This is a genomic window from Rahnella sp. PD12R, assembly GCF_019200965.1.
GTDB lineage: Bacteria > Pseudomonadota > Gammaproteobacteria > Enterobacterales > Enterobacteriaceae > Rahnella > Rahnella laticis.
The window spans coordinates 75,619-101,210 of the sequence record NZ_JAHTMS010000013.1 but is presented as its reverse complement, the minus strand read 5'-3'; the positions used below and the strand labels follow the sequence as shown (position 1 = coordinate 101,210).

General features: G+C 54.8%; 20 protein-coding genes. 14 read left to right on the top strand and 6 right to left on the bottom strand.

What is annotated here, in order from left to right; all coding sequences use genetic code 11:
• Window positions 1-39: 39 nt before the first annotated feature.
• Entirely contained in the window at window positions 40-1,299 is a 1,260-nt protein-coding gene (gene lysA / locus KWG64_RS21610) for a diaminopimelate decarboxylase (RefSeq protein ID WP_218523088.1), read from the bottom strand.
• A gap of 135 nt (window positions 1,300-1,434) precedes the next feature.
• Between lysA and KWG64_RS21605 the strand changes: the two genes are divergently transcribed.
• The 5 genes from KWG64_RS21605 to KWG64_RS21585 all read left to right on the top strand — a co-directional run bounded on the left by KWG64_RS21605 (window position 1,435) and on the right by KWG64_RS21585 (window position 8,770).
• Window positions 1,435-2,364, top strand: a complete 930-nt coding sequence (locus KWG64_RS21605) for a LysR family transcriptional regulator (RefSeq protein ID WP_218523087.1) — start codon at window positions 1,435-1,437, stop codon at window positions 2,362-2,364.
• Window positions 2,365-2,431: 67 nt separating this feature from the next.
• On the top strand, window positions 2,432-3,286 hold the full coding sequence (locus tag KWG64_RS21600) for a ChaN family lipoprotein (RefSeq protein ID WP_218523086.1): 855 nt from the start codon (window positions 2,432-2,434) through the stop codon (window positions 3,284-3,286).
• A gap of 128 nt (window positions 3,287-3,414) precedes the next feature.
• On the top strand, window positions 3,415-4,245 hold the full coding sequence (locus tag KWG64_RS21595) for an energy transducer TonB (RefSeq protein ID WP_218523085.1): 831 nt from the start codon (window positions 3,415-3,417) through the stop codon (window positions 4,243-4,245).
• Window positions 4,246-4,318: 73 nt separating this feature from the next.
• Complete coding sequence (locus KWG64_RS21590; protein WP_218523084.1) at window positions 4,319-6,445, top strand: S9 family peptidase; 2,127 nt, start codon at window positions 4,319-4,321, stop codon at window positions 6,443-6,445.
• A 57-nt stretch (window positions 6,446-6,502) separates the two neighbouring features.
• On the top strand, window positions 6,503-8,770 hold the full coding sequence (locus KWG64_RS21585) for a TonB-dependent receptor domain-containing protein (protein WP_218523083.1): 2,268 nt from the start codon (window positions 6,503-6,505) through the stop codon (window positions 8,768-8,770).
• An 80-nt stretch (window positions 8,771-8,850) separates the two neighbouring features.
• Here KWG64_RS21585 and KWG64_RS21580 read toward each other — a convergent pair whose 3' ends face one another.
• Both KWG64_RS21580 and KWG64_RS21575 read right to left on the bottom strand, forming a co-directional pair.
• On the bottom strand, window positions 8,851-10,014 hold the full coding sequence (locus KWG64_RS21580) for an MFS transporter (protein ID WP_195815728.1): 1,164 nt from the start codon (window positions 10,012-10,014) through the stop codon (window positions 8,851-8,853).
• 217 nt (window positions 10,015-10,231) lie between these two features.
• Window positions 10,232-11,149: a LysR family transcriptional regulator gene (locus tag KWG64_RS21575; RefSeq protein ID WP_195815727.1), complete on the bottom strand. Its 918-nt coding sequence runs from the start codon at window positions 11,147-11,149 to the stop codon at window positions 10,232-10,234.
• Between the two features lie 116 nt (window positions 11,150-11,265).
• Here KWG64_RS21575 and KWG64_RS21570 point away from each other — a divergent pair, with 116 nt between their 5' ends.
• The 4 genes from KWG64_RS21570 to KWG64_RS21555 all read left to right on the top strand — a co-directional run bounded on the left by KWG64_RS21570 (window position 11,266) and on the right by KWG64_RS21555 (window position 13,459).
• Entirely contained in the window at window positions 11,266-12,141 is an 876-nt protein-coding gene (locus KWG64_RS21570; protein WP_218523082.1) for an MBL fold metallo-hydrolase, read from the top strand.
• A 292-nt stretch (window positions 12,142-12,433) separates the two neighbouring features.
• Window positions 12,434-12,766: a DUF805 domain-containing protein gene (locus KWG64_RS21565; protein WP_218523081.1), complete on the top strand. Its 333-nt coding sequence runs from the start codon at window positions 12,434-12,436 to the stop codon at window positions 12,764-12,766.
• Window positions 12,767-12,884: 118 nt separating this feature from the next.
• Window positions 12,885-13,163, top strand: coding sequence for a type II toxin-antitoxin system RelE/ParE family toxin (locus KWG64_RS21560; RefSeq protein ID WP_218523080.1), 279 nt, complete (start codon window positions 12,885-12,887; stop codon window positions 13,161-13,163).
• On the top strand, window positions 13,163-13,459 hold the full coding sequence (locus KWG64_RS21555; RefSeq protein WP_104924579.1) for a HigA family addiction module antitoxin: 297 nt from the start codon (window positions 13,163-13,165) through the stop codon (window positions 13,457-13,459). Before KWG64_RS21560 ends, KWG64_RS21555 begins: the two co-directional genes overlap by 1 nt.
• A 37-nt stretch (window positions 13,460-13,496) precedes the next feature.
• Here KWG64_RS21555 and KWG64_RS21550 read toward each other — a convergent pair whose 3' ends face one another.
• A complete protein-coding gene (locus tag KWG64_RS21550; protein ID WP_195825497.1) occupies window positions 13,497-14,213 on the bottom strand; it encodes a tetratricopeptide repeat protein in 717 nt (238 codons plus the stop codon).
• A gap of 129 nt (window positions 14,214-14,342) precedes the next feature.
• On the opposite strand from KWG64_RS21550, the gene KWG64_RS21545 reads away from it, so the two are divergent.
• Window positions 14,343-16,097 carry an ABC transporter ATP-binding protein/permease gene (locus KWG64_RS21545; RefSeq protein WP_218523079.1) on the top strand — a complete coding sequence of 585 codons (1,755 nt, stop codon included), beginning with the start codon at window positions 14,343-14,345 and terminating at the stop codon, window positions 16,095-16,097.
• Window positions 16,098-16,279: 182 nt separating this feature from the next.
• Window positions 16,280-17,020, top strand: coding sequence for a GntR family transcriptional regulator (locus tag KWG64_RS21540; protein ID WP_195815721.1), 741 nt, complete (start codon window positions 16,280-16,282; stop codon window positions 17,018-17,020).
• Between the two features lie 6 nt (window positions 17,021-17,026).
• Here the strand turns inward: KWG64_RS21540 and KWG64_RS21535 are convergent, their stop codons facing one another.
• The gene (locus tag KWG64_RS21535; protein WP_218523078.1) at window positions 17,027-18,628 is read right to left on the bottom strand and encodes a PTS transporter subunit EIIC; all 1,602 of its coding nucleotides are present in this window, start codon (window positions 18,626-18,628) and stop codon (window positions 17,027-17,029) included.
• A 220-nt stretch (window positions 18,629-18,848) separates the two neighbouring features.
• Complete coding sequence (locus KWG64_RS21530; protein ID WP_195815719.1) at window positions 18,849-19,112, bottom strand: YdgH/BhsA/McbA-like domain containing protein; 264 nt, start codon at window positions 19,110-19,112, stop codon at window positions 18,849-18,851.
• Between the two features lie 618 nt (window positions 19,113-19,730).
• On the opposite strand from KWG64_RS21530, the gene KWG64_RS21525 reads away from it, so the two are divergent.
• From KWG64_RS21525 to KWG64_RS21515, 3 genes are read left to right on the top strand one after another with little or no spacing between them, the layout of a single operon-like run.
• Window positions 19,731-20,864, top strand: a complete 1,134-nt coding sequence (locus KWG64_RS21525; RefSeq protein WP_218523077.1) for an efflux RND transporter periplasmic adaptor subunit — start codon at window positions 19,731-19,733, stop codon at window positions 20,862-20,864.
• Between the two features lie 12 nt (window positions 20,865-20,876).
• Complete coding sequence (locus KWG64_RS21520) at window positions 20,877-24,026, top strand: efflux RND transporter permease subunit (protein WP_218523076.1); 3,150 nt, start codon at window positions 20,877-20,879, stop codon at window positions 24,024-24,026.
• Window positions 24,019-25,431, top strand: a complete 1,413-nt coding sequence (locus tag KWG64_RS21515; RefSeq protein WP_218523075.1) for an efflux transporter outer membrane subunit — start codon at window positions 24,019-24,021, stop codon at window positions 25,429-25,431. Before KWG64_RS21520 ends, KWG64_RS21515 begins: the two co-directional genes overlap by 8 nt.
• Window positions 25,432-25,592: the final 161 nt, after the last annotated feature.

Below are 25,592 nucleotides of genomic sequence, written 5' to 3'. Positions count from 1 at the left end.
GTCCGGCATCTCCCCCTTAGCAGGGGGAGATGCTAAAAATTATAACTCTAAGGCAATCAGTTCATCTACCGTCTGACGGCGGCGAATCAACCGCGGAACGCCATTTTCGAACAGCACTTCCGGCAGCAGCGGACGGGTATTGTAGTTGGAAGACATCGATGCACCGTATGCGCCGGTATCATGGAACACCAGATAATCGCCGATCTGCACCGGTGGCAGCGGGAAGGTTTCAACGCCGCCGCCTGCCTGCTGGGTAAATACGTCGCCGGATTCACACAAAGGCCCGGCAATCACGGATTCCGTCAGCGGCTGACCGCTGAGATCGCGGCCATCTGCCGGTAACAGTGAAATATGGTGATAACTGCCGTACATCGCAGGACGCATCAGATCGTTAAACCCGGCGTCGCACAACACGAAATGGCGGCTGCCCATGTTTTTCGCCGCGCGGATTTGCGCCACCAGCACGCCGGATTCCGCCACCAGGAAACGCCCCGGTTCGATTTCCAGTTTCACTTCATGCCCGAGGTGTGCCGCAATTTGCTCACGCGCACGGTTCCACAGACCAAAATAGTGGCCGGTATCGATAGATTCTTCGTCAAAATGATACGGAATCGACAACCCGCCGCCCGCTGAAATCGCTTCAATATCTTGTCCGGTTTCAATGACCTGGCGAACCATCGCATCACAAACCTGCTCAAGATGGCCGTAATCCACCCCGGAACCAATGTGCATATGAATGCCCACCAGTTTCAGACCGTAACGGGCAATTTCAGCCAGCGCCTGCGGTAAATCGGCATGCCAGATCCCGTGTTTGCTGTTCTCACCGCCGGTATTGGTTTTCTGGCTGTGGCCGTGGCCGAAGCCCGGATTCACGCGCAGCCACACCGGATGCCCGGCTTTGTGCTGACCAATCTGGCTGAGCATATCAATGGAACCGGCGTTGACCGGGATATCCAGCGCCGTTACGCGTTCCAGCGTCGGCTGATCCAGCACATCGGCGGTAAACACGATTTCACTGTTTTCACGCCCCGGAATAAAACCGGCCACCAGCGCACGTTCTATTTCGCCCAGCGATACCGAATCCACCTTCACGCCCAGCTCGCGCATCAGGCGCAGAATATGAATATTCGAACAGGCTTTTTGCGCAAAGCGGATCACATCAAATTCACGTAACTGTGCAATACGTTGCTTAATGATTTCAGCGTCATACGCCCAGACCGGGCAACCAAATTGTTGCACAAGCGCCAGCAAATTCGCGGCGTTAAGTGCAGTGGACGTATCGTTCAGGGCGCGTGGCATAAGATTTTCCGTCAGATGAAGGCTGTCATATTTCGTTCAGTATGACGGCTGATGAAGCGGTGATAAAATATCTATTTCAGGCCAGTCTATTCATTTATGATATGGCTAAATGCCTTGCCGGAATGCGATAAACTCATGCCCGCTCTCTCCCTGCGCCACATCGAAATCTTTCATGCCGTGATGACCACCGGCAACCTGACCGAAGCCGCCGCACTGCTCAATACTTCACAGCCAACGGTTAGCCGCGAGCTGGCGCGCTGTGAAAAGCTGCTGGATCTCCAGTTATTTGAGCGTCTGCGCGGGCGTTTATACCCGACGGTGCAGGGTTTGCGGCTGTTTGAAGAAGTGCAGCGATCGTATTACGGGCTGGACCGGATCATCAGCGCAGCGGAAGGGATCCGCCAGTTTGAGCAGGCGCAGTTGTCGATCGCCTGTCTGCCGGTTTTCAGCCAGTCGCTGCTACCGGCGGTCTGTAAACCGTTTCTCGACAAGTATCCTGACGTCAGTTTTAACATCGTGCCGCAGGAATCGCCGCTGCTGGAAGAGTGGCTGTCGGCGCAGCGTCATGATCTGGGGCTGACGGAAAACACCCAGACGCCCGCCGGTACTGAACGTCAGACGCTGCTGACGCTCAACGAAGTTTGCGTGCTGCCCGCAGGTCATCCGCTGGCGGCGAAAAAGTGCCTGACACCGCAGGATTTCAGCGGCCTGAACTTTATCAGTTTGTCGGCTACCGACAGCTACCGGCAGTTACTGGATACGCTGTTCGCCGAGCAGCAGGTTACCCGGCGGCTGGTGATGGAAACACACAGCGCCGCCTCTGTGTGCAGCATGGTGCGTGAAGGTGCGGGCGTGTCAGTGGTCAATCCGCTGACGGCGCTGGATTATGCCGAACGCGACCACGGCGTGGTGATCTGCGAATTCAGCGTCGCCGTGCCGTTTACCGTCAGCCTGATCAAACCGCTGCACCGCCCCGCTTCCGCGCTGGTCACGACGTTTACCGAACATTGTCATCAGCAGGCACAACGGTTCGCAGAACGCCTCGAGGTGGTCGTCGGCGGCTGATCTTGTAAATGATAATCATTATCCATAACATGCGGGCACTGTCCCGCTATGGAAAATGAGGATCACAATGAAAAAGCTGTTACTTCTGGCCACGCTTGCACTGACTGCCTGCTCGACCGCACCGCACAATACCGCCGTTCCCGCCACAGCGCCTTCAGGCCAGATTCAGGATTTGCGCACCGGAAAAACGCTGACACCGGATCAGCTGCTCCGCCAGCTTGCCGCCGCGCCAAGGGTCATCGTCGGCGAAAAACATGACAATCCCGCGCATCATCAGATTGAAAACTGGCTGGTTCAGCGCCTGCCGGAGATCCGCCCGCAAGGCAGCGTGCTGATGGAAATGCTGACGCCGGATCAGCAGCCGAAAGTCGATCAGGTAAAAGCCTGGCTGCAAACCGGCGCGCAAGCGCGGCCTGCCCGGGTTGCAGAGCTGATTAACTGGCAGAAAAGCTGGGACTGGTCGATGTACGGCGATGTGGTGATGACCGCGATGAAAGCGCCGTATCCGCTGCTTTCCGCCAATCTGGATCGCAGTGAAATCATGGCATTTTACGAAAAACCCGTCTTCCCGGCGGGCGTTCACGCGGCAGATCCGCGGGTTCGCGATGCCATCAGCGACACCATCCGCACTTCTCATCAGCAAAATATCGATGCAAAGCAGTTACACGCGATGCTCGCCATTCAGCAACAACGCGACCGCCGCATGGCTGAGCGTCTGCTGGCCGCGCCTGCGCCCGCATTGCTGATTGCCGGGGGCTATCACGCCGGAAAAAGTATTGGTGTGCCGGTGCATATTCAGGATTTGGATCCTCAGGCGACTGTCGCCGTTCTGATACTGGCCGAAAAAGGCGTGGTGATTGATAAATCACAGGCCGATTTTGTCTGGACGACGGCAGCCGCGACGGCGAAATCCGCGCCCTGATAACCACTAACTCATTGTGCCTACTGAAATTAAATTGTGGAGGAATCGAAAGTTTCTTGTTAAGACCCATTACAAATGATTACTATTACCAAATAATATTGAATCTCATTATCATTTTAATGGACTAAATGGCGACTTACTCTCCTTCCGGATCTCCGGCTGCTGCGGCGTTTATCTTCCGTCCTCAGCGCCGGAGCCTCGGGCTTCTCTTATCAGTGACGATTCACGTCGCACTGGCCGCATTTTTCCTGTGGTCCGCGCCCGTACCGTCACCTGTCGAGCTGCCGCCGCCCGCCGTCATGCTGACGTTCTCCGCTGATATCGAAAATACCCAACTGACTAAACCGCTGCCGGTAGGCATTGTGCAGGCGGTGGATTCGGCTGCGTCCAGCCAGCAGGAAGCCGTGCAACAGCAACAAAAAAACATCACGCCGCCGGTCGATGAAAGCGCGGAAATCAAACTGGTTCAGCAGCATAAGAAACCGAAAGAACAGCAAAAGCGCCCGAAACCGGTACAGAAAACGCAGGAGCGCTCGCAGGATCAAACCCGCGCTTCCGCTGCCAGTGCCGCCGCGCCACCGGCAACCGCAAGCCTTTCCGACAAAATCGCCGCACCGATGAACAGCGATTCCACGCAGTCCGCCAGCGCGAAAGTGACATGGGAAAACCGGGTGAAGGTGCAGCTCAACCGCCTGAAAAAATATCCGCAGGATGCGATTGCGCGCCACCGGACGGGCGTCGCGCAGGTGGCGTTTGTCGTGGATGCGCGGGGAGAAATTGTCAGCAGCCGCCTGCTGAAATCTTCCGGCACGATGTCGATGGATCGCGAAGCGCTGGCTGTTTTGCAACGCGCCAGCCCGCTGCCGCCACCGCCGGGCGATATGCTAAAAGCCGGACAAGTACCGGTCAGTATGCCGCTGGAATTCACGCTCAGCGACGGCGGCAGCCGGAAGTCGTAAAACCAAACGGTTAATACCTTTATTCCTGAGTTTTTCAGGGAATATTTATTGTTTTCAATATGATCGGGCCACTATGACTTTTTCACGTTTTATTACGCTGTTACTGGCGGGGACTCTCTTTTTCTGCGCGACGGCAACCGCTGAATTCCAGCCGCCGGTCGCTGAAAAACATCCGCATATTTTGAGCAGTGCAACCGAGCGCCGGACGGACAATTATTACTGGCTGCGCGACGATTCCCGGCAGGATCCTAAGGTCCTGAATTATCTGCGTGCGGAGAACCAGTACAGCGCGCAGGTGATGTCGCGCTGGTCAGATTTGACCAACACGCTGTATCAGGAAATGCGCGTGCGTCAGGGCGAACACACCGAATCCGTGCCCTACGAATTACGCGGTTATCGCTATCGGCAGCGCTATTTGCCGGGCCAGGATTACGCACAATATCTGCGTCAGCCGGTTGGCGGAAATACCGTCTGGCAGACGCTGGCCGATGCCAGCCAGCGTGCGGCGGGCAAAAAGTTTTATCAGTTTGGCGGGCTGGAAATCAGTCAGGATAATCAGCAAATGGCTATTGCCGAAGATACGCAGGGGCGTCGCCAGTTTGTCGTCAGCCTGCGCAATCTCAACACCGGCCGCTGGCAAAACGACGTACTGCACAATACCTCGGGAAGTATGGCGTGGTCCGCCGACGGAAATTATCTGTTTTACATCCGTAATCACCCGCAAACGCTGATGCCGTATCAGGTTTATCGCCACAAAATCGGCACACCGGTGGCGCAGGACGCGCGGGTTTACGAAGAGAAAGATGGCGGATTTTACCTCGGCCTTTCCCGTTCGGCGTCCGGTGAGTTCCTGATTATTCTCAGCAGCGGCAGTACGTCGTCTGAAGTTCATCTGATCCCGGCCGCCAGTCCGCTGGCGGTTCCGCAGCGCTTCGCGCCACGTCGTGCGGGCGTTGAATATTATCTGGATCATTACCGCGGCCAGTTCTACATCCGCTCCAACCTGCACAGCCCGCATTTCGGTCTGTATCAGACAACTGACATCACAGGTCAGTGGCAAACGCTGATCGCGCCAGACGATAATCGTGATCTGGAAAACTTCGCGCTGTTCCGCCGCCATCTGGTGTTGCAGGTTCGCAGTCAGGGACGCGTGCAGCTGGAACAGATTGGCCGGGAAGATCACAAAACGCGAACCGTGCCGTTCGATGAAGAAAGTTACATGGCGTGGCTGGGTTCCAACCCCAGCCCGGAAACCGACAAACTGCGTTACGGCTATTCCTCGATGACCACGCCAACCACGATTTATGAATGGGACATGGCGACCGGTACCCGCACGCTGTTGCAGCAAAAGCCGGTCGAAGGCGTGGATCCGGCCAATTACGCCAGTCAGCGGCTGATGATTACCGCGCGCGACGGCGTGCAGGTGCCGGTTTCGCTGGTGTATCGCAAATCGCTGTTTAAGAAAGGCCGGAATCCGCTGCTGGCGTACGGCTACGGCGCGTACGGCATGAGCATGGATCCGGCGTTCAGCGCCAGCCGCATCAGTTTGCTGGACCGCGGTTTTGTGTTCGCGCTGATCCACGTTCGCGGCGGCGGCGAGCTGGGCCAGCAGTGGTATCAGCAAGGGAAACTCGACAAAAAACCGAATACCTTCAATGACTTTATTGATGCCACGCAGGCGCTGGCGGAGAAAGGTTTCGGCCAGCCGGGGCATTTATATGCTCAGGGCGGCAGCGCGGGCGGCCTGCTGGTGGGCGCGGTTATCAATCAGGCACCGGCGCTGTTTCACGCGGTCGTGGCGCAGGTGCCTTTCGTGGATGTGCTGACCACCATGTCTGATCCGACGTTACCGCTCACCGAAGGCGAGTACGAAGAGTGGGGAAATCCGGCGCAGCCCGCCGCCTATCGGACCATCAAATCCTACAGCCCTTACGACAATGTGCGACCAGCCGCTTACCCGAATCTGTTTGTGACGGCCGGATTGTACGACTCACAAGTGCCCTACTGGGAACCGGCGAAATGGGTCGCCAGATTACGCGCCATGAATCAGGGGAATTCCCTGATCTTACTGTCCACCGAAATGGCTGCCGGGCACGGCGGGAAATCAGGCCGCCTGAACCGCCTGAAAAATACGGCGCAGGAATACAGTTTCATCCTTGAGATGGACAAAAATAATAATAATCGCAGTCCCCGTTTTTAATTTACGGAACGCAATGCAGGGCAATAACAATTAGAAAATATCGCTCCTCGAGGGAATATGAAAAATACACTTTTCACCGGCATATTAAGTGCCGGTTTAACGCTGGCCGCACCGCTGGCATTCGCTGACACCACAGATTCAGAAAGTAATAAAGAAACCGTCGCCTTCAGCCCGCTGAAAGTTTCTGCGGCAAAAGTAAACAGTGAACATGAAGCGATGGCAAAGCCCGGCGCGTTCAGCTCGCGCGGCGAAAACACCAACCTGCAATCGACCGATTCCGTGTTGCGCGGCATACCCGGCACCTTCACGCAGATTGACCCGAGCCAGGGCACGGTAGACGTCAATATTCGCGGAATGTCCGGCTTTGGCCGCGTCAACACCATGATCGACGGCGTCACCCAAAACTTCTACGGATCCTCAGTACCGGGCGGGATTTCCCACGGCTCGACGAGCAGCGCGGCGGGCGCACTGATCGACCCGAATTTCCTGGTCGGCATTGATGTCTCGCGCGGCTCCAGCGCTGGTTCAGCCGGGGTTAACGCCCTCGCGGGTAGCGCCAACCTGCGCACTATCGGCGTGGATGACGTGATTTTTTCCGGTAATCCGTTCGGGATCCGCACCCGCTTTTCCGCCGGGAATAACGGCATCGGCGAAAGCGGCATGGTGGCGGTGGCGGGCAAAACAGACGCCTTCACCGACACCGGCAGTTTTGGCATTATGGCGGCCATCAGCGGCAGTTCTATCGATGCTGATTTCAAAAATGGCGACGGTCAGAACAGCAGCGATTTCGGCTACGAAAAGAGTTACCGCCAGAATCCGAAATCCCAGTTAGTGAAAGTGGATATTAAACCGGATGAATTTAACTCTATTGAATTATCCGGGCGGCATTACGGGAATAAATTTACCCAGCGTGATATCCGCAGCGATGACTTCTCTATGAAATATCATTTCACGCCCTTCTCTGAGCTGGTGGATTTTAATCTGATGCTGAGCACCAGCCGCGGAAATCAAAAGTATAACGAGGACACGCTTTATACTTTTTATAATACCGATGCCAGCAATCAGTCCGACGCTCTCGATATTAATAACACCTCGCGCTTTACGCTCGCTGACGTGGATTTAGCGTGGAGTTATGGCAGTAAGCTGATGCGAAATAAGTACGATAAAAACATCAACAGCAACGCCTGGGATCCGGATAACCCGGATGCGGCAGAACAGTCCATCGAGAACAACACTTTCCAGCCTTCCGGCAAACAGGATGTTTACAGCCTGTATACCGGGCTGGAGCTGAAAAAAGGCATCTGGCAGGCCAACTTTGACCTGAATTACAGCTATTACGATCTCAGCGGATACAAACCGGCGTGCGATCCGCGCGTTGCCTGTTTCCCGCAGGGTGGCCAGGATATTCATTTAACCGAAGACGGATTTAACCCGTCGGTCATGTTGTCGGCGGAAGTCCGGCCATGGTTCCAGCCGTTTGTCAGCTACAGCAAATCCATGCGCGGGCCGAACGTTCAGGAAGTGTTTTTCTCCAACTCAGGCGGCGCGTCCATGAACCCGTTCCTGAAAGGCGAACGGGCTGAAACCTACCAGATTGGTTTCAACTCCACCGCCGGTAACCTGTTGTTTGAAGAGGATGCTTTCCGCCTGAAAGCCCTGTATTACACCAGCAGAATCAAGAATTACATCTACAGCGAATCCTTTATGGTGTGCCGTAATGGCCGCAAATGCAGCATTGGCGAAAATATTCAAAACGACTGGGAAGATGCCAGCGATGAGTATTCCGACAACATGTATATCTACGTGAATTCCCTGTCGCCGGTGCGCACACACGGCGTCGAGATTGAAGCGGAATATGATGCAGGACGCGCCTTCGCAAAACTTTCGTTCAGCAAGGAACACACCAATCAGCCGACGTCGATCGCTACCGGTTCCTTTGGCGTCGGCAATATTAACGAGCTGCCGCAGATGTATTTCACGGTGGATACCGGCGTGCGTTTCCTCGATGAATCCCTGACCGTAGGCTCGCTGGTGAAATACACGGGGAAAACCCGCCGCACCTCACCGGATCAGAACTTCAACGAACAAACCGGCGCGCTGGAAAACGAAGATATGCCGAAGATCCCGACGATTGTCGATCTCTACAGCACTTACGAAATCAACCGTAACGTGATGCTGAAATTCACCGTGCAGAACCTGATGGATAAAGATTATTCAGAAGCCCTGAATAAACTGAATTCTATGTACGGCCAGAATGACCCGGGCACGTCGGTTAACACAGCGCGCGGCCGGACGTATATCGCGGGCGGCGAAATCCGCTTCTGATCACGTCACCTCAGAAAAAAGCAAAAAAAAGGCCACGCAGAAATCATTCCGCGTGGCTCTTTCAACACATTTCTTACAGGTTACGCGACGGCTTTCTCAGCCTTTTTCGCCGCCCGTCGGAAAGTGATCACGCAAAGCACAAAGCCGACAGCGCCCAAACCGCCCGCCGCCAGCGGGACAACGCTCAGGCCCAGCCCGCGTTCAATCACCACGCCGCCCACCCAGGCACCCAGCGCATTACCCACGTTGAAGGCTGCAATATTGAGCGTCGACACCAGATTGGGCGCGTGTTTGCCATACGTCACCACATTCACCTGCAAGGCCGGAACGGCGGCGAAGTTCACCATCGCCCAGATGAACAGCGTGATTTCCGCGGCCACCAGATGCACGCTGGTGAAGCTGAACAGCACGGAAAACACGGCGATCAGCAGGAAAGTCATGGTCAGGGAAACGCCCAGACGCCAGTCCGCCAGACGCCCGCCAACCACGTTACCGATGGTCAGGCCGAGGCCAATCAGCAGCAGCGTCCAGCTGACGCCGTGCTCAGAAACGCCGGTGATTTCGGTCAGGATTGGCGCGATATAGGTGAACAGTGCGAACATCGCCGCAGAAAAGAAGATAGTAATCGACAGCGACAGCCACAAACCCAGGCTGCCCAGCGCACGGATTTCTTTACGCAGATCCGTCGGTTCTTCTTCTTTCTTATCCGGCAGCTTTTTATACAGCGCAAACAGCGACGCCACGCCGATGACGGCCACAACCCAGAAAGTTGAACGCCAGCCAAAAGCCTGCCCCAGCGCGGTGCCCAGCGGAACACCCAGCACGTTTGCCAGCGTCAGGCCGGTAAACATCAGCGCCACCGCAGAAGCACGGCGGTTCGGTGCCACCAGACTGGCCGCCACGACCGCGCCAATCCCGAAGAATGCGCCGTGGCACAGTGCGGTGATCACGCGCGCCAGCATCAGGAAGCCGTAGCTGTAGGACAACGCACACATCACGTTGCCGATAATAAAGATGCTCATCAGCAGCAGCAGGGTTTTCTTGCGCGGCAGTTTGGCGGTCAGCACGGCCATGATTGGCGCGCCGATAGCCACGCCCAGCGCATAGCCGCTGATTAACCAGCCTGCGGAAGGAATGCTGACATTCAGATCACCCGCCACATTGGGCAACAGCCCCATAATGACGAATTCGGTGGTACCGATGGCAAATGCGCTTAGCGCCAGTGCCAGGAGTGCGACAGGCATAAAAACTCCGGATATTTTAGTTATGTTTAATGGCTCCGGTATTCCACCGGATTGGCTTAAATACCACGTTGATCACACTTTTGACCAGACGCAGTCTGTGCCCTGACTGCCTGCAAAACGTTCAATATCCAGATTAATCTTTACATAACAATACATTGCATAAATTGCGATAAAAGCGGAAAAGGAACCGATTCCAGTCAGCGCCTTGCGCAGCGGCTCAGCGCTTTTCATCCGTCAGGGACAGCCAGCGCGGATGCCCTTTGAACCATTCCACCAGGAAATCGAGCAAAGCACGCAGCGCCGCAGGCATCTGCCGCCGTGACGCGTAAATCGCGTAAATCCCCATTTCCTGCGGCTGCCAGCCTTCCAGCAGGGAAACCAGTTGCCCGCGGGCAATCAGCGGCGCCGCCGAGTAATAAGGCTGCATGACAATCCCCGCGCCTTCCACCGCGCCGGTGAGCAACACCAGCGATTCATTGGCGCTCAGATTACCGCTTACCGGCACCGTCACTTTTTCGCCCTGATGCTCAAACTGCCACAGGCTTTTGCCAAAATAGGTGTACGTCAGGCAGTTGTGGACGCTCAGATCCTGCGGATGCAGCGGCGTTCCCTGCGCGGCAAGATACGCCGGAGAGGCGCACACCACCGACGGACACATCGCCAGTGGCCGGGCAATCAGGTTCGGATCCAGATCATTGGTGATGCGCAGCGCCAGATCGATACGGTCTTCCACCAGATTGATGGCCCGGCTTTCCAGCTGGAGATCAATGCTCACCTGCGGATGACGCCGCAAAAACTCGCTGACGGCAATCACCACCGCGCCCTGCCCGAAAGATTGCGAACAACTCAGGCGCAGTAAACCGCGCAGCGCTTCACTGCCGGTATCGGCCACGCTGCCCATTTCCGCCGCGACCGATAACATTTTCCGGCACCGCGCCAGCGTGTTTTCACCGGCATCGGTCAGGCTGAGCTTGCGGGTGGAACGGTGCAGCAGGCGCGCGCCCGACCACTTTTCCATCTCCGACAAATAACGTGTCACCATCGCCCGCGACATATTCAGCGACTCGGCGGCATTGATCATGCTTCCGCGTTCCACGATGGCAACAAAGACTTGTGCAGCGGTAATTCTGTCCATGATTCGTCCGGTTTATGCAACAAACAGTTGCGCATTATCCGGTTTTTCCCGCGGAATATGCAACGTACAGTAGATGCTTACTGAACGTGATTATTTTTGCTCTCTGAGGAAATGCTATGCGCCTGTCCCTGAAACCCCTGACCCTGATTGCCGCCCTGCTGGGCAGCAGCCTGTCCGCTCATGCCGCCACCGCGCTGAAAATGGACGTTTATAACCCCGGTGAAAAAAGCGTATTTCCGGTGTCTTCCGAAATTATTACCGGTGAAAAAGACGCGGTGCTGATCGACGCACAGTTCCAGCGCAATGACGCGCAGAAACTGGTGGAGATGATCAAAGCAACCGGCAAAAAGCTGACCACCGTGTACATCAGCCAGTCGGATCCGGATTTTTACTTTGGTCTGGACGTGATCCACGCGGCTTTCCCGGAGGCTAAAATTATCGCCACACAGTCAACGGTCGATCAGATCAACGCCACCAAAGACGGCAAAGTCGCTTTCTGGGGCCCGCAGCTGAAAGACAACGCGCCGAAATCGGTCGTCGTTCCGGCTCCACTGAAAGGCTCATCTTTCGAGCTGGAAGGCCACAAGTTTGAAATTCAGGGCGTGGATGCGGAACGCACTTTCGTGTGGATCCCGTCGCTGAAAGCCGTCGTTGGCGGTGTGCTGGTGAATGGCAACAACATGCATGTCTGGACTGCCGATACGCAAACCACGACATCGCGCAAACAGTGGGTCGAAGCGCTGGATGAAATCGCCGGGCTGAAACCGTCCGTTGTGGTGCCGGGACATTTCCTGCCAGGCGCTTCTCAGACGCTGGAAGCCGTGAAATTCACCCGCAACTATCTGCTGACGCTGGAAAAAGAACTGCCAAAAGCTAAAGATTCCGCCGCGCTGGTCGCTGCGATGAAAAAACATTATCCGCAACTGAAAGACGATTCTTCATTACAGCTGAGTGCAAAAGTATTGAAAGGCGAAATGAAGTGGCCGCAGTAAATACTCTTTCTTAAATAATGAATAAAATCTGACGGCGATATTATTTATCGCCGTTTTTTATTTTCAGAAAATACAGAGGAACTCTATTTACTATTTATCATTACGTTAGCCATCCGCCTTTCCTAAACAGCCAAAACGTTCTTTATTAAACAATAACAACGCATTAATCAGTAATTGAAGCCTCACTTTCCCCGTATTAGACTCCGCACGGCATTACACTTCCCCAAAAATGGTACAGGGAAAATCCTATTCATTCTGGGATTACCCACCTCAATTTATATAAAGGAATATTATGAATTGGTATATCAAGGCAATAAAGAATTACTCCACATTTTCTGGCCGGGCGAAAAGAAGGGAGTACTGGTGGTTTACCCTTTTTAATGGCCTTATTTCATTAGGCGTAACGTTGTTTGCCCTGTTATTTGGCGATGATTGGATTATCTCGACGATTTACTCTTTATTCGCATTCTTACCGGGTCTGGCAGTTATGGTTCGCCGTAATCACGATGCCGGTTACAGCGGCTGGTGGATCCTCTGCCCTATTTTTAACCTGATCCTGATGTTCTTCAAAAGCGATCCTGAAGATAACCGCTTTGGCCCTTATCCGGCGGAAACTCAGGCGTAGGACTCGCAGGAAATCTGGCGTCGTACACCTGAAACTATTCATTTTTGACAAAGGGTGTTGCTTCACACGCAACACTCTTTATACTGTTGCGTAAGCCGCAACACGCAGGATGCAACGGATGATTAAGGATTTCAAACACAAAGGGCTCGGTCGTTTTTTTACGTCCGGCTCGACCTCAGGCATCAACGCTGAACATGCAAAAAAACTACGACTCCGGCTGGCAACTCTTCATGCGGCTGAGTTTATCGGCGATATCGATCGCCCCGGCTACGGACTGCATGCCTTACAAGGTTCCCGATATGGACAATGGGCAGTTACGGTTTCGGGCAACTGGCGTATCACCTTTGAATTTATCGATGGAAATGCTTACATCGTCAATTATGAGGATTATCACTGATGAACATGCATAACCCACCTCATCCCGGTGAACTGATTGCAGAAACGCTGGATGAGCTGAACGTCAGCGTGCGTGAATTTGCCCGCGCTCTGCACATTGCGCCTTCAACGGCTCAGCGGATCGTGACAGGGAAAATGGCCGTGACGCCGGAAATGGCGGTTAAGCTGGCAGCGGTATTGGGAAGCTCAGCAGAGTACTGGCTGAAGTTGCAGGCAAACCGGAGCTTGTGGATAGCAGAACAAACGGTGGACACCAGCGGATTACACCGGCTGGTCATGACGTTAAAACCCGCATAACGCGGGTTTTTTATTACCTGAAAATCCTCACCACAACCTACTGCGTCACCCTGACAAACTGCCCTTCAGCGCGGACGTTTTGTCCGAAACCGCAGTCGCCGGTGGTGTGCAGCATGACGCTGGCGGCATCAAATTTCATATCCACGCTGCACTGGCCGCCGCCCGCAGAGGCGTCGTCGGCTTCGTGATATACCGCGTAATTATCTTTCACCGCCGTCACGACGGAGAAATCGCCGGTGTTCGGGCCGTAGTACAACGACATTTGCCCCATGTACATACCGGTAAAATCGATTTTGAACTGCGCTTCTTCCGCTTTGACTTCCACCAGATTCCAGCTGCCGAAACCGGCATATTGCCAGTAAACGCCCGCCGGAGATTCCGGCTGCGGTAAGGCATCCAGTTTTGGCTGGATCTGACCCAGATTGTACTGTGATTTTTTGTCCGCAGGCGCCAGCATCAACCAGGCTTTAGCTTTCAGGTAATCTCCCTGCTTTATGTAGGTCAGCGCGATATTGTTGTAAGCCGTCGCAATCTGGTCCTGCGGTTTGTGGCAAAACTCACTCCAGGCCACCTGATTACGGAAAATTTCCCGCGCTTTGGCGATGTCCCCTTGCTGGTACGCCACTTTTCCGGCGGCCGCATAGATGCCCGCTTTTACGCAATCGTTCGCAATATCCGGTTCATCAATCTGAGCAAACGCCTCAACACTGGCAAAACATCCTGCCACCAGCAGTAAATTCACTGCGACTTTCATCAAACATCCTTCTACTTTTGTGGTCTACAGAGCTTCGTGCTGGAAAAACATCCTTACAAGTGGCTCATTGCTCTATCGCGCTGAGGCACTCATTCTGGGATGATTGGCTTCACAACATATCGATGACTAATGGCAATTATGACTAAAAAACCTGGGAAATCGGCGCAATGGGGCGCCGTCTGGCAGCTAATTAAGCCTTACTGGCGCTCAGAAGAAAAGTGGCGTGCCTGGGGCATGTTAACCACGATTATCATCCTCTCGCTGGCCGGCGTGTACCTCAGCGTACAATTCAACGAATGGAACCGCGTTTTTTATGACGCGCTGCAAAACAGAAACTATCCGGTTTTCAAAGCCCAGCTCTTCAAATTTACCTGGCTGGCGCTGCTGTTTATTGTCATTGCGGTGTATCGCGTTTATCTGACGCAGGGCCTGCAAATGAGCTGGCGACGCTGGATGACCGAAGAGTATATGGAGAAGTGGCTGACCAATCACGCCTATTATTACACGGAGTATCAGCATCAGGTCGATAACCCCGATCAGCGTATTTCCGATGACCTGAATTCCCTGACCAGCGGCACGCTTTCTCTGGTGCTCGGGCTGTTGTCGAGCGTGGTCACACTGTTCTCCTTCGTGTTTATTTTATGGTCTATCAGCGGGCCGTTGTCTTTTGCGATTGCTTCCCATGAATTTACGATCCCCGGTTATATGGTGTGGTTCGCGATCCTTTACGCTGCCGTCGGTTCTGCCATCATCTGGTCGGTCGGTAAGCCGTTAGTTCGTTTAGGTTTTAATCAGGAATGGTTCGAGGCGAACTTCCGTTTCGGGCTGATCCGTATCCGTGAAAACAGCGATGCGATTGCGTTGTATCATGGCGAGAAGAATGAGCACGACCAGCTGACCGGCAAATTTGATTCCATCAAAACCAACTGGTGGTCAATCATGCGCGTCACCCGTCGCCTGAATATTGCCACCAACTTCTACGCGCAGTTTGCCAATATTTTCCCGATTCTGGTGGCCTCTCCGCGCTATTTCTCCGGTGCAATCCAGCTCGGCGCACTGATGCAGATTTCCTCAGCATTTGGTCAGGTTCAGGACGCATTATCCTGGTTTATCAATGCGTTTGATAATCTGGCAAGCTGGAAAGCCACCGTGAACCGTCTGGCCGGTTTCAATGCCGCTATTGATCAGGTTAACGCTCAGCCGCGCGGCATTAAAGTGGGGCAAAACGCAGAACATGCGCTGAAACTTGATAACCTGACGCTGAATCTGCCGGACGGCAGCCCGCTGTTCTGCAACGTTTCGGCGGCCATGAAACCGGGCGAACGTGTGCTGGTTGCCGGGCCTTCAGGTTGTGGTAAATCCACATTGCTGCGCGCGATTGCCGGTATCTGGCCTTACGGCGCAGGCAATGTTTCGCTGGCCGAAGGTAAGCGCTATCTGTTCCTGCCACAGCGCAGTTACATCCCGATCGGGACGTTGCGTGATGCGCTGAGTTATCCGGACACTGACCGCGATTACACCGACGAGCAGTTGCAGCGGGTGCTGGAACAATGCCGTCTGCCGCATCTGGCGAAAACTGAAGTGCTGGATGACTACGCCAACTGGAGCCAGCGTCTGTCGCCGGGTGAACAGCAGCGTCTCTCGTTTGCCCGTGCTTTGCTGATCAAACCGGACACGCTGTTCCTCGATGAAGCGACCAGCGCAATGGATGAAGAAACTGAACACCGGGTTTATTCGCTGCTGCTGAGCGAACTGCCGGAAACCTCGGTAATCAGCGTCGCGCACCGCAGCACGGTGGCGAAATATCATCAGCATTGCTGGAAGTTCAAAAATCAGGAAAACGGCCCGTGCGGATTCACCACTTCGGCGATTTTGCCTGAATAAAACCTGACACCACCGTCCTGTGGTTTCGAAATACAGAAAGGTTGCTGATGTCAGCAACCTTTCTTTTTTGTGTGCTGAAACCCATTTCGCGCAGAAAATCAACAGTCTGGTTGGTTCAAATGTATACCTGACTATACAATTATCCTTAAGTGACTTTCTTTAAATCCGGAGGTTCAGGTCTGATGAAAATAGATAAAAACTCGTTCACACCGCTTTACCTGCAAATCGAACAACAACTGACCGAGAAAATCAGCGCGGGCGAGATCAAACCCGGTGACCCCATCCCGACGGAAGCCGCATTATGTGAGATCTACGGCGTATCCCGCATGACCGCGCGCAAGGCGGTGGATTATCTGGTGCGCCAGGGACGTGTGGCGCGTTTTCGCGGACGCGGCACCTTCGTCGTTGAACCCGGCGAACAACAGAAAATCGTCCTGCCGCTCGACCGCCATCTGACCGCCAGCGAAGTCGCGCAGGAAAATAATCAGCGCATCGAAAATCAGGTTCTGGAATTTCGCCGGACGCCCGCCAGCGACGAAATTGCCCGCGAGCTGAATATCCCGGCGGGAACGGACGTCTATTTCATGATCCGCCTGCGGTTGCTGGGCGATGAGCCGTTCGTGTATGAACAATGCTGGATGCGCGCCGATAACCTGCCGGATATCAGCCGCGCGGCGATGACATCGTCGAAATACGCCTATCTGCGATCCAAAGGTTTTCAGCCTGCGGGCAGCACAAAACTGATTTCCGCCGAACTGCCTTCCAATGAAATCCGCCTTGCACTGAATCTGTCGCGCGATCAGCCGGTGCTGCATTCGCACGCCGTGGTGTCGTTTACCGACGGCACGCTGTTTGAGGTTTCCGACGTCTACTACAACCAGAAAAACTACAGCTTCAGCGTCCATGCCAAAGTTAAAAGCTAGCGGCCATCAGGCTATGCCTGACAACTCCGCCTTCACCAGATTTGCCACCTGTTCAACCTGCGGGCCATAAATCACGTGAACATCCGTTTCGGTGATCCGTTTCACGCCTGCCGCACCGGTTTTCATTAACGTGCCGTCCTGCACCTGAGCCATATCTTTGACCTTCACCCGCAAACGGGTAAAGCAGCAGTCGACGGCGGTAATATTTCCCTCGCCTCCCAGACCGATAATGATATTTTTGGTTTTCTCGCCGGTTCCCTGCGCCGGTTTTGCACGTTCTTCGGCATCATTTTCATCTTCACGCCCCGGCGTTTTCACCTTCATGCGCAAAATAACCCAGCGGAAACTGAAGTAATAAACCGGCGCATAGATGATCCCGAGGATCAGCGGATACCACCAGTGCGTTTTGCTGCCGCCCAGTACGCCGAAAATCAGGAAGTCGATCGCCCCGCCCTGCACGTTACCGATCATCACATGCAACATCTGCATCAGCACGAACGAAAGCCCGGTCAGCACCGCATGCAGGATATACAGCACCGGCGAGACGAAGATAAAGCAGAACTCGAGCGGCTCGGTGATCCCGGTGGTAAATGACGCCAGCCCGCCCGCCAGCATCAGCGCTTTCACACGGCCTTTATGTTCGGGGCGCGCGCAGTGATACATCGCCAGCGCGGCCGCCGGTAAGCCAAACATCATGACCGGAATTTTCCCCTGCGCCAGGAAGCGCGTCGCCTGCTGCGTGACGGCATCCGGAATCATCCCCGGATTCGCCAGCGCGGCATTAAAGATATTCAGCGCGCCGACAATGCTCTGGTTATCCACCGTTGTCACCCCGCCAATCGGCGTGAAACGCACGGTTTCGTTGATGATATGATGCAAACCCGTCGGGATCAGCAGACGTTCCGACGTTGCATAAATGAACGTCCCGATTTCTCCCGTACGGCCAATCAGTTCGCCAACCCACTGAATACCCAGCGCAATCGTCGGCCAGATCAGCGACATAATGACACCGACAACCGGCAGCACGAGGATGGTGATAATCGGCACGAAACGACGCCCGCCGAAGAAGGCAATCGCGGTCGGCAACACAATCGTATAAAACCGGTTATGCAGCCACATGGTGATAAGCCCGACCAGCACACCGCCCAGCACGCTCATGTTGTAGGTGAAAATCCCCAGCGTATTGGTGAATTCGGCAGCGTAAATCATCGCGTTACTTTCGGTCATGCCTTTTGCGGTGAGCTTCGCAACGGTAATGGTGTCCGGTGAAATCCCCTGCGCCAGCAAACTGTAATTCACCCCGACGTGCAGCCCGACAAAGCCGATCACTGCGGAAAAGGCCGCTGTGGCCTTTTCTGCATTGGCCAGACCCATCGCGGTGGCAACGGCAAAAAACAGCGGAAGATTGGCGAACAATGCGCCGGAAACCTGACGGATAAACCCGATCACCAGCTGCAAGATTTTCATCTGGGTAAAGGCTTCGCCGGTCACCGCCGGATTCTGTAACGCGGCCGCCAGCCCTAAGAAGATCCCGGCGGCGGCAATCACCGAGATAGGCGTCATCAGGGCCTTGCCCAGATCGTGAATTTTGCTGCCAAGTTTAATCATCTGAAATCCCTCAATTGGGTGGCTAAAAATAAGCCGTTAATTGAGTTAAGTCACAGAATGTATAGTTGTATAGACATAGAAGTCAGGAGTATGAAAGGGATCACAGTTTTGCGGGAAGAAAACGGGCGGGGTCAGACGTGTAAAAGATGCAAATCAACCGGAAACATACGCTAAAAAGCAGGGGTATATTCCGGTTGAAGGTGAGTTTGCAGGGCGAAGCTTACTTGTAAACCTCCGCCGTGGCATTGACGCGGTTTGCTTCATCCGCGGCGATAACCACATAATAATTACCGCCCTTTTCATCAGCCAGACGCGAAAGTTCCGCTTTCGCATCCATCGGTGAGGACGTCACACCCGACGTATCCACCCGGCCTATTTTCTCGTATTCCTTTGCCTGCTCGCGGGTAATTTCCTGCGCGGCCATCGCGCCAAACGAGAAAGTGCCCAGTAATACGGCTGCTGCTGCTACTTTTAAAGTCTTCATCATCACTCCTTTTGATTGGCCTGAAGGCTTAGTAAAACTGGTTTTATTATTACCATGAATTATAAGAGCAGCAAGTAAACCGAAGTAAAGTTATATGCTTTATCTATTGGTTATGTCGGAGAAGTGAAGGGAAAGTAAAGGCAAAAAAAAGCCCACATCGGACTGTGGGCACGGGGGTTGCAACTGGCCGTCGTTCAGTACGGCTGGCAACAAGCAAATGTGAGAACTGCTCGCTCTCGGGTCTTAAGGTAACGGCAGACCGGCAGAACCTTCAGCCTTTTCTGGTAAACGGCAGGTTAAAATGTATAAATTTGTTTGATCCAGATCACACTTCGCCGCGCTACAACAATTCATTTACGTTCAGACGATTCTGCTGAAAATCCCGCTTAAGCCTTATTGGTTAGTTTGCTAAGTAACGAATGCCCTGCCCTTTGCGACTGCACGAAAAGATTAAAACCTCAATGATACAAGGGGTTATGCCGCAACATTTACCTTCCATTTTGAAACATCGCAACATGCGTCATGACAATAACCTTACACAGCGAATTGTGACGCTCTCGTATAGTGGGGGACTTGTTGAGAACGGTTATTCTCAATTCCCCAAAAAGAGTGAATTCTATGCGCCTGAAGTTTCTTTCTGTCAGTACGGTTGTACTGCTTTCCGCATGTGATGGTTCCGCCGGTTCTGCCTCTCCGGCGGCACAAGTGCCTGCGGTCAATGTCGTCACTCTGCACAGCCAGCCCGTCACGTTAACCACCCGCCTGCCCGGCCGCACAACCGCAGTGCGCAGCGCCGAAGTTCGTCCGCAGGTCAGCGGCGTAATCCAGAAACGTCTGTTTGTGGAAGGTAGCGAAGTCAAAGCCGGTCAGCAGCTTTATCAGATTGATCCGTCAACCTATCAGGCGGCCTATGACCGCGCGATGGCGACATGGAAAAGCGCCGATGCCACCGCGCGCCGTTACAAACCGCTGGTCGAAGCGCAGGCAGTCAGCCGTCAGCAGTATGACGACGCCGTAGCCGCCGAGCGCGAAGCCGCCGCCGATGTCGAAACGGCCCGCGTGAATCTGCAATACACCAAAGTTTACGCGCCGATTTCCGGCCACATTGGCCGTTCGCTGTCGACCGAAGGTGCGCTCGTCACCAGCGGCCAGACGGCGTATCTGACCACGATTGACCAGCTGAATCCTATCTACGTAGACGTCAGTGAATCCTCACAGGATTTGCTCAAACTGCGTCGCGCGCTGGCTTCCGGTAAATTGCAGTCCGCCGGTGAAAACGCCGCACAGGCCAATCTGACGCTGGAAGATGGCAGCAAATACGCCCTGCCGGGAAAACTGGAATTCTCAGAAGTGACGGTTTCGCAAAGCACCGGTTCCGTGACGCTGCGCGCCTCATTCCCGAATCCGCATGACGAATTACTGCCGGGCATGTTTGTTCACGCCGAGCTGCAACAGGGCGTGGATGACAAAGGGATCCTCGTGCCGCAGGAAGCGATCATGCACGACGTGAAAGGCGCACCGTACGTTTACGTGGTGAAAGCCGATAACACCGTCGAGCAGCGTTCGATCACCACCGGCCAGATGATGAATGGCTTCTGGCTGGCAAATCAGGGGCTGAACGACGGCGATAAAGTGATCACCGACGGATTACAAAACGTCAGAGCGGGCGCAAAAGTTAATGCCACCGAGCGCCCGGCCAGCGCCCCTGCCGCACAGGCTAATCTCGCGATGACCGATCCTTCCGCGCAATAACGGGTGAGCTGAATGTCTACTTTCTTTATTAACCGTCCCATATTCGCCTGGGTTGTCGCTATCGTCATCATGATCGCCGGTGCGCTTTCGATCATGCAGCTGCCGATCAACCAGTACCCGAATATTGCCCCACCGGCGATTTCCGTCAGCGTCACCTATCCGGGTGCTTCGGCGGAAACCGCCCAGAACACCGTCGTCCAGGTTATCGAACAGCAACTTAACGGGCTGGATAACCTGCGTTACATCGAATCGCAAAGTAACAGCGACGGCAGTGCCACGATTATCGCCACCTTCGATCAGGGGACTAACCCGGATATCGCGCAGGTTCAGGTGCAGAACAAAGTGTCTCTGGCCGAATCGCAGTTGCCGACTGAAGTGGTCAATCAGGGTATCCGTATTGCCAAATATCAGGCCAACTTCATGCTGCTGGTCAGCCTGATTTCGACCGATGGCAAAATGAGTAACTCGGACCTGAGTAACCTGCTGGTCACCAAACTGGAAGACCCGATTGTCCGTACCAAAGGCGTCGGCGACTTCCTGGTGCTCGGTTCAGAATACGCGATGCGTATCTGGTTAGATCCGGCGAAACTCTATAAATATCAGCTGATCCCAAGTGATGTCAGCGCGGCCATTGAAGCGCAAAACGTGCAGGTTTCTTCCGGTTCTCTCGGCGGATTACCGACGGTGAAAGACAGCAAAGTCAGCGCCACCATCATTGGTAAAACGCGTTTTGACAGCATTAACCAGTTCAAAAATGTGCTGCTCAAAGTGAATGCCGACGGTTCTCAGGTGCGCCTGAGCGATGTCGGGAATGTGGATCTGGGGCCGGAAAGTTACTCCATCTCCTCCACCTTTAACGGCAGACCGTCAACCGCCATCGCCCTGCGTCTGGCGAGCGGCGCGAACGTGCTTGATACCGACAAAGCCGTTAAAGCCACGGTCGCCGGGCTGGAATCGTCCCTGCCTGCGGGCGTGAAAGTAGAATTCCCGTACCAGACCGCGCCGGTGGTCAGCGCTTCCATTGAAGAAGTGGTGAAAACGCTGATCGAAGCCATCGTGCTGGTGTTCTGCGTCATGCTGCTGTTCCTGCAAAACCTGCGCGCCACGCTGGTCACCACGCTGGTGGTACCGGTCGTTCTGCTCGGGACGTTCGGCATTCTGGCCGCCGCGGGGTACTCCATTAACACCCTGACAATGTTCGGGATGGTGCTGGCGATAGGCCTGCTGGTGGATGATGCCATCGTGGTGGTGGAAAACGTCGAACGTGTGATGACGGAAGAAAAGTTATCGCCAAAAGAAGCCACGATTAAGTCGATGAAACAGATTCAGGGCGCCCTGTTCGGGATCGCACTGGTGCTGTCGGCGGTATTAGTGCCGATGGCGTTCTTCGGCGGTTCAACCGGCATCATCTACCGTCAGTTCTCGATTACCATTGTTTCCGCCATGGCGCTTTCGGTTCTGATGGCGCTGATTTTCACCCCGGCGCTGTGTGCCACCATCATCAAACACAACGACGAAGAGAAATCGCAGAAAGGCTTCGCCGGCTGGTTTAACCGTAATTTCGACAAAGGCGCGATGCATTACACCCGCGCCGTCGGCACGGTCATCTCCCGCCGTCGTCTGTTTATGCTGATTTACCTGCTGATTGTGATTGCGACCGGGCTTATGTTCACCCGCGTGCCGACAACATTCCTGCCGGATGAAGATCAGGGCGTCATGCTGATTCAGGCCACGTTGCCGGCCAACGCCTCATCACAACGTACGCAGGAAGTGCTCGATAACGTCCGCGAATACCTGATGGATAAAGAAGGCGGGATTGTCTCGTCGGTGTTCACCGCCAACGGCTTCAGCTTCGCCGGTCGCGGGCAGAATGTCGGTATTGCGTTCGTTCAGCTCAAAAACTGGGCACAACGTCCGGACGCCGCGCAGAAAGTCCAGGCGCTGGCGGGCCGTGCGATGGGGCATTTCGCCACCATCAAAGACGCCCGCGTGTTTGCCTTCGTTCCGCCTGCGGTGATGGAGCTGGGTAACGCCACCGGTTTCGACTTCTTTCTTCAGGACACCAACGGCAAAGGGCACGAAGCCCTGATGGCCGCGCGTAACCAGTTCCTGCAAATGGCATCGCAGGATAAACGCCTGACCGCCGTTCGCCCGAACGGGATGGAAGACGAACCGCAATACCAGCTGGAAATCGACGACGAACGCGCGCAGGCGCTGGGCCTGAGCCTCGACGACATCAACAACACGCTGTCGGCGGCCTGGGGTTCGGCGTACGTGAACCAGTTCATGTACAACAACCGCGTGAAGCGCGTTTACATCCAGGGCAAGGCAGCGTCCCGCGTTACGCCTGAGGATCTGAACAACTGGTATTTCCGTAATACCAGCGGCGATATGGTGCCGTGGAGCGCTTTCGGCAGCGGTAAATGGGTTTACGGCTCACCGCGTTACGAGCGTTTCAACGGGGTTTCCTCGGTGGAACTGATGGGCGCACCGGCACCGGGCTACAGCTCGGGCGATGCCAATGAAGCCGTCATGGAAATCGCCGCCAAACTGCCGCAGGGCTACAAAGTGGCGTGGCACGGCCTGAGTTATGAAGAAAAACTCTCCGGCTCGCAAACGCCGGCGCTCTACACCCTGTCGCTTATCGTAGTGTTCCTGTGTCTGGCCGCGTTGTATGAAAGCTGGTCGATTCCGTTCTCGGTTCTGCTGGTGGTTCCGCTGGGGATCCTCGGGACGATCGGCGCGGTGTTGCTGCGCGGATTATCCAACGACGTCTTCTTCCAGGTCGGGCTGTTAACCACCGTCGGGCTGGCGGCGAAGAACGCCATATTGATTGTCGAATTCGCCAAAGAGCTGCACGAGAAAGAGGGAATGTCGATTATTGATGCCGCCGTGGAGGCCGCCAAGCTGCGTATCCGCCCGATCATCATGACCTCGATGGCCTTTATTCTCGGCGTGTTCCCGCTGACGATTTCCAGCGGGGCGGGTGCAGGCAGCCAGCACTCCATTGGTACAGCGGTGGTGGGCGGCATGATCACCGCCACCTTCCTGGCAATTTTCTTCGTCCCGATGTTCTACGTGACGGTGGTAAACCAGTTCACGCGTAAATCAAAGAAACAAGACAAGGCGCTTCCGGCGACTGAGGCAACACACCATGAATAAACCGCATTTCGCGCTGTCCGTGATTGGCGCGTTTTCACTCACCCTGCTGGCGGGCTGTACGCTGGAACCGAAATATCAGCGTCCTGCCCTGCCGGTCGCCAGCAACTGGAGCGCCGGTAACGGCGATAACACCAGCTCCGCGCAGGATATCGGCTGGAAAGCGTTCTTCAATGAACCGGCCATGAACCAGCTGATCGGCATGTCCCTGAATAACAACCGCGACTTACGGGTCGCGGCGTTAAACGTCGATACGGCGCGCGCCGCCTTCCAGATTGACCGCGCCGCCCTGCTGCCAACGCTCAATGCCAGCGCCGGTGAAACCAACCAGCATCTACCGGGCGGATTGTATTCAACACAAACGTCGGGACCGGTGACGTATCAGCAATACAGCGCTAATCTCGGCGTGACGTCATATGAAGTAGATCTGTTTGGCCGCGTGCGCAGCCTGCGCGATCAGGGGCTGGAAACCTTCCTCGCCACCGAAGCCACGCAGCGCGCCACGCAAATCACGCTGGTTTCCGAAGTGGCTTCCGGCTATCTGAGCCTGGCGGCGGATAACGATCTGCTGAAACTGGCGATCAACACCGCCAACAGCCAGAACAAATCCTACGATCTGACCAAACGCAGCTACGATTCAGGTATCAGCACCTCGCAGGATCTGGTGCAGGCGGAAACCACGGTGCGGGCGGCGCAGGCCGATATCGCGCAGTACACGCGTCAGGTCCGTCAGGACGTCAACGCGCTGACATTGTTAGTCGGCACGACGATCCCGCAAAACCTGCTGGCCGGTGCCACGCTGCAACAGGACTGGAAATTCCCGCAGACGCCCGCCGGGTTACCCTCTGATCTGCTGACGCGTCGCCCGGATATTATTGCGGCGGAACATACCCTGAAAGCCGCCAACGCCAACATCGGCGCCGCCCGCGCGGCGTTTTTCCCAAGCATTACGCTGACCGGCACCGCCGGTTCTGAAAGCGGCAGCCTGAGTAAACTCTTCGACGGCGGCACCGGCGCGTGGTCATTCATGCCATCGATTAATATCCCAATATTTGACGGTGGCGTGAATCAGGCGAACCTCGACATTGCCAAAGACACCAAGAAAATCGACATCGCCAACTATGAAAAAGCGATTCAGACGGCGTTCAAAGAAGTGTCCGACGGCTTAGCCGGTCAGGCGACCTACAAAGACGAACTGCTGGCCCGCACACAGGACGCCGACGCCAACCAGCGCAACTACGATCTCTCGCAGATGCGTTTCAAAGGCGGCATCGACAACTACCTGAGCGTACTGGTCGCGCAACGTTCGCTGTATTCCGCACAGCAAACGCTGATCACCACACAGCTCGCCCAACTGAACCAAGACATCAGTTTGTATAAAGCGCTGGGTGGTGGCTGGAAGGAGTAAATATTTTGAATTGATAAGAAACGCCGACGGAAGTCGGCGTTTTTGTTTGCTGCGGCCTTTGCGGCGAAGCTTCCAGGTTTACCAACTTACCGCCCCGCCTCCTCATTCCTCATTTGCGCCCGCCATCACTCTTCCTAAGTCGCTCTTTATGTTAAATTTGT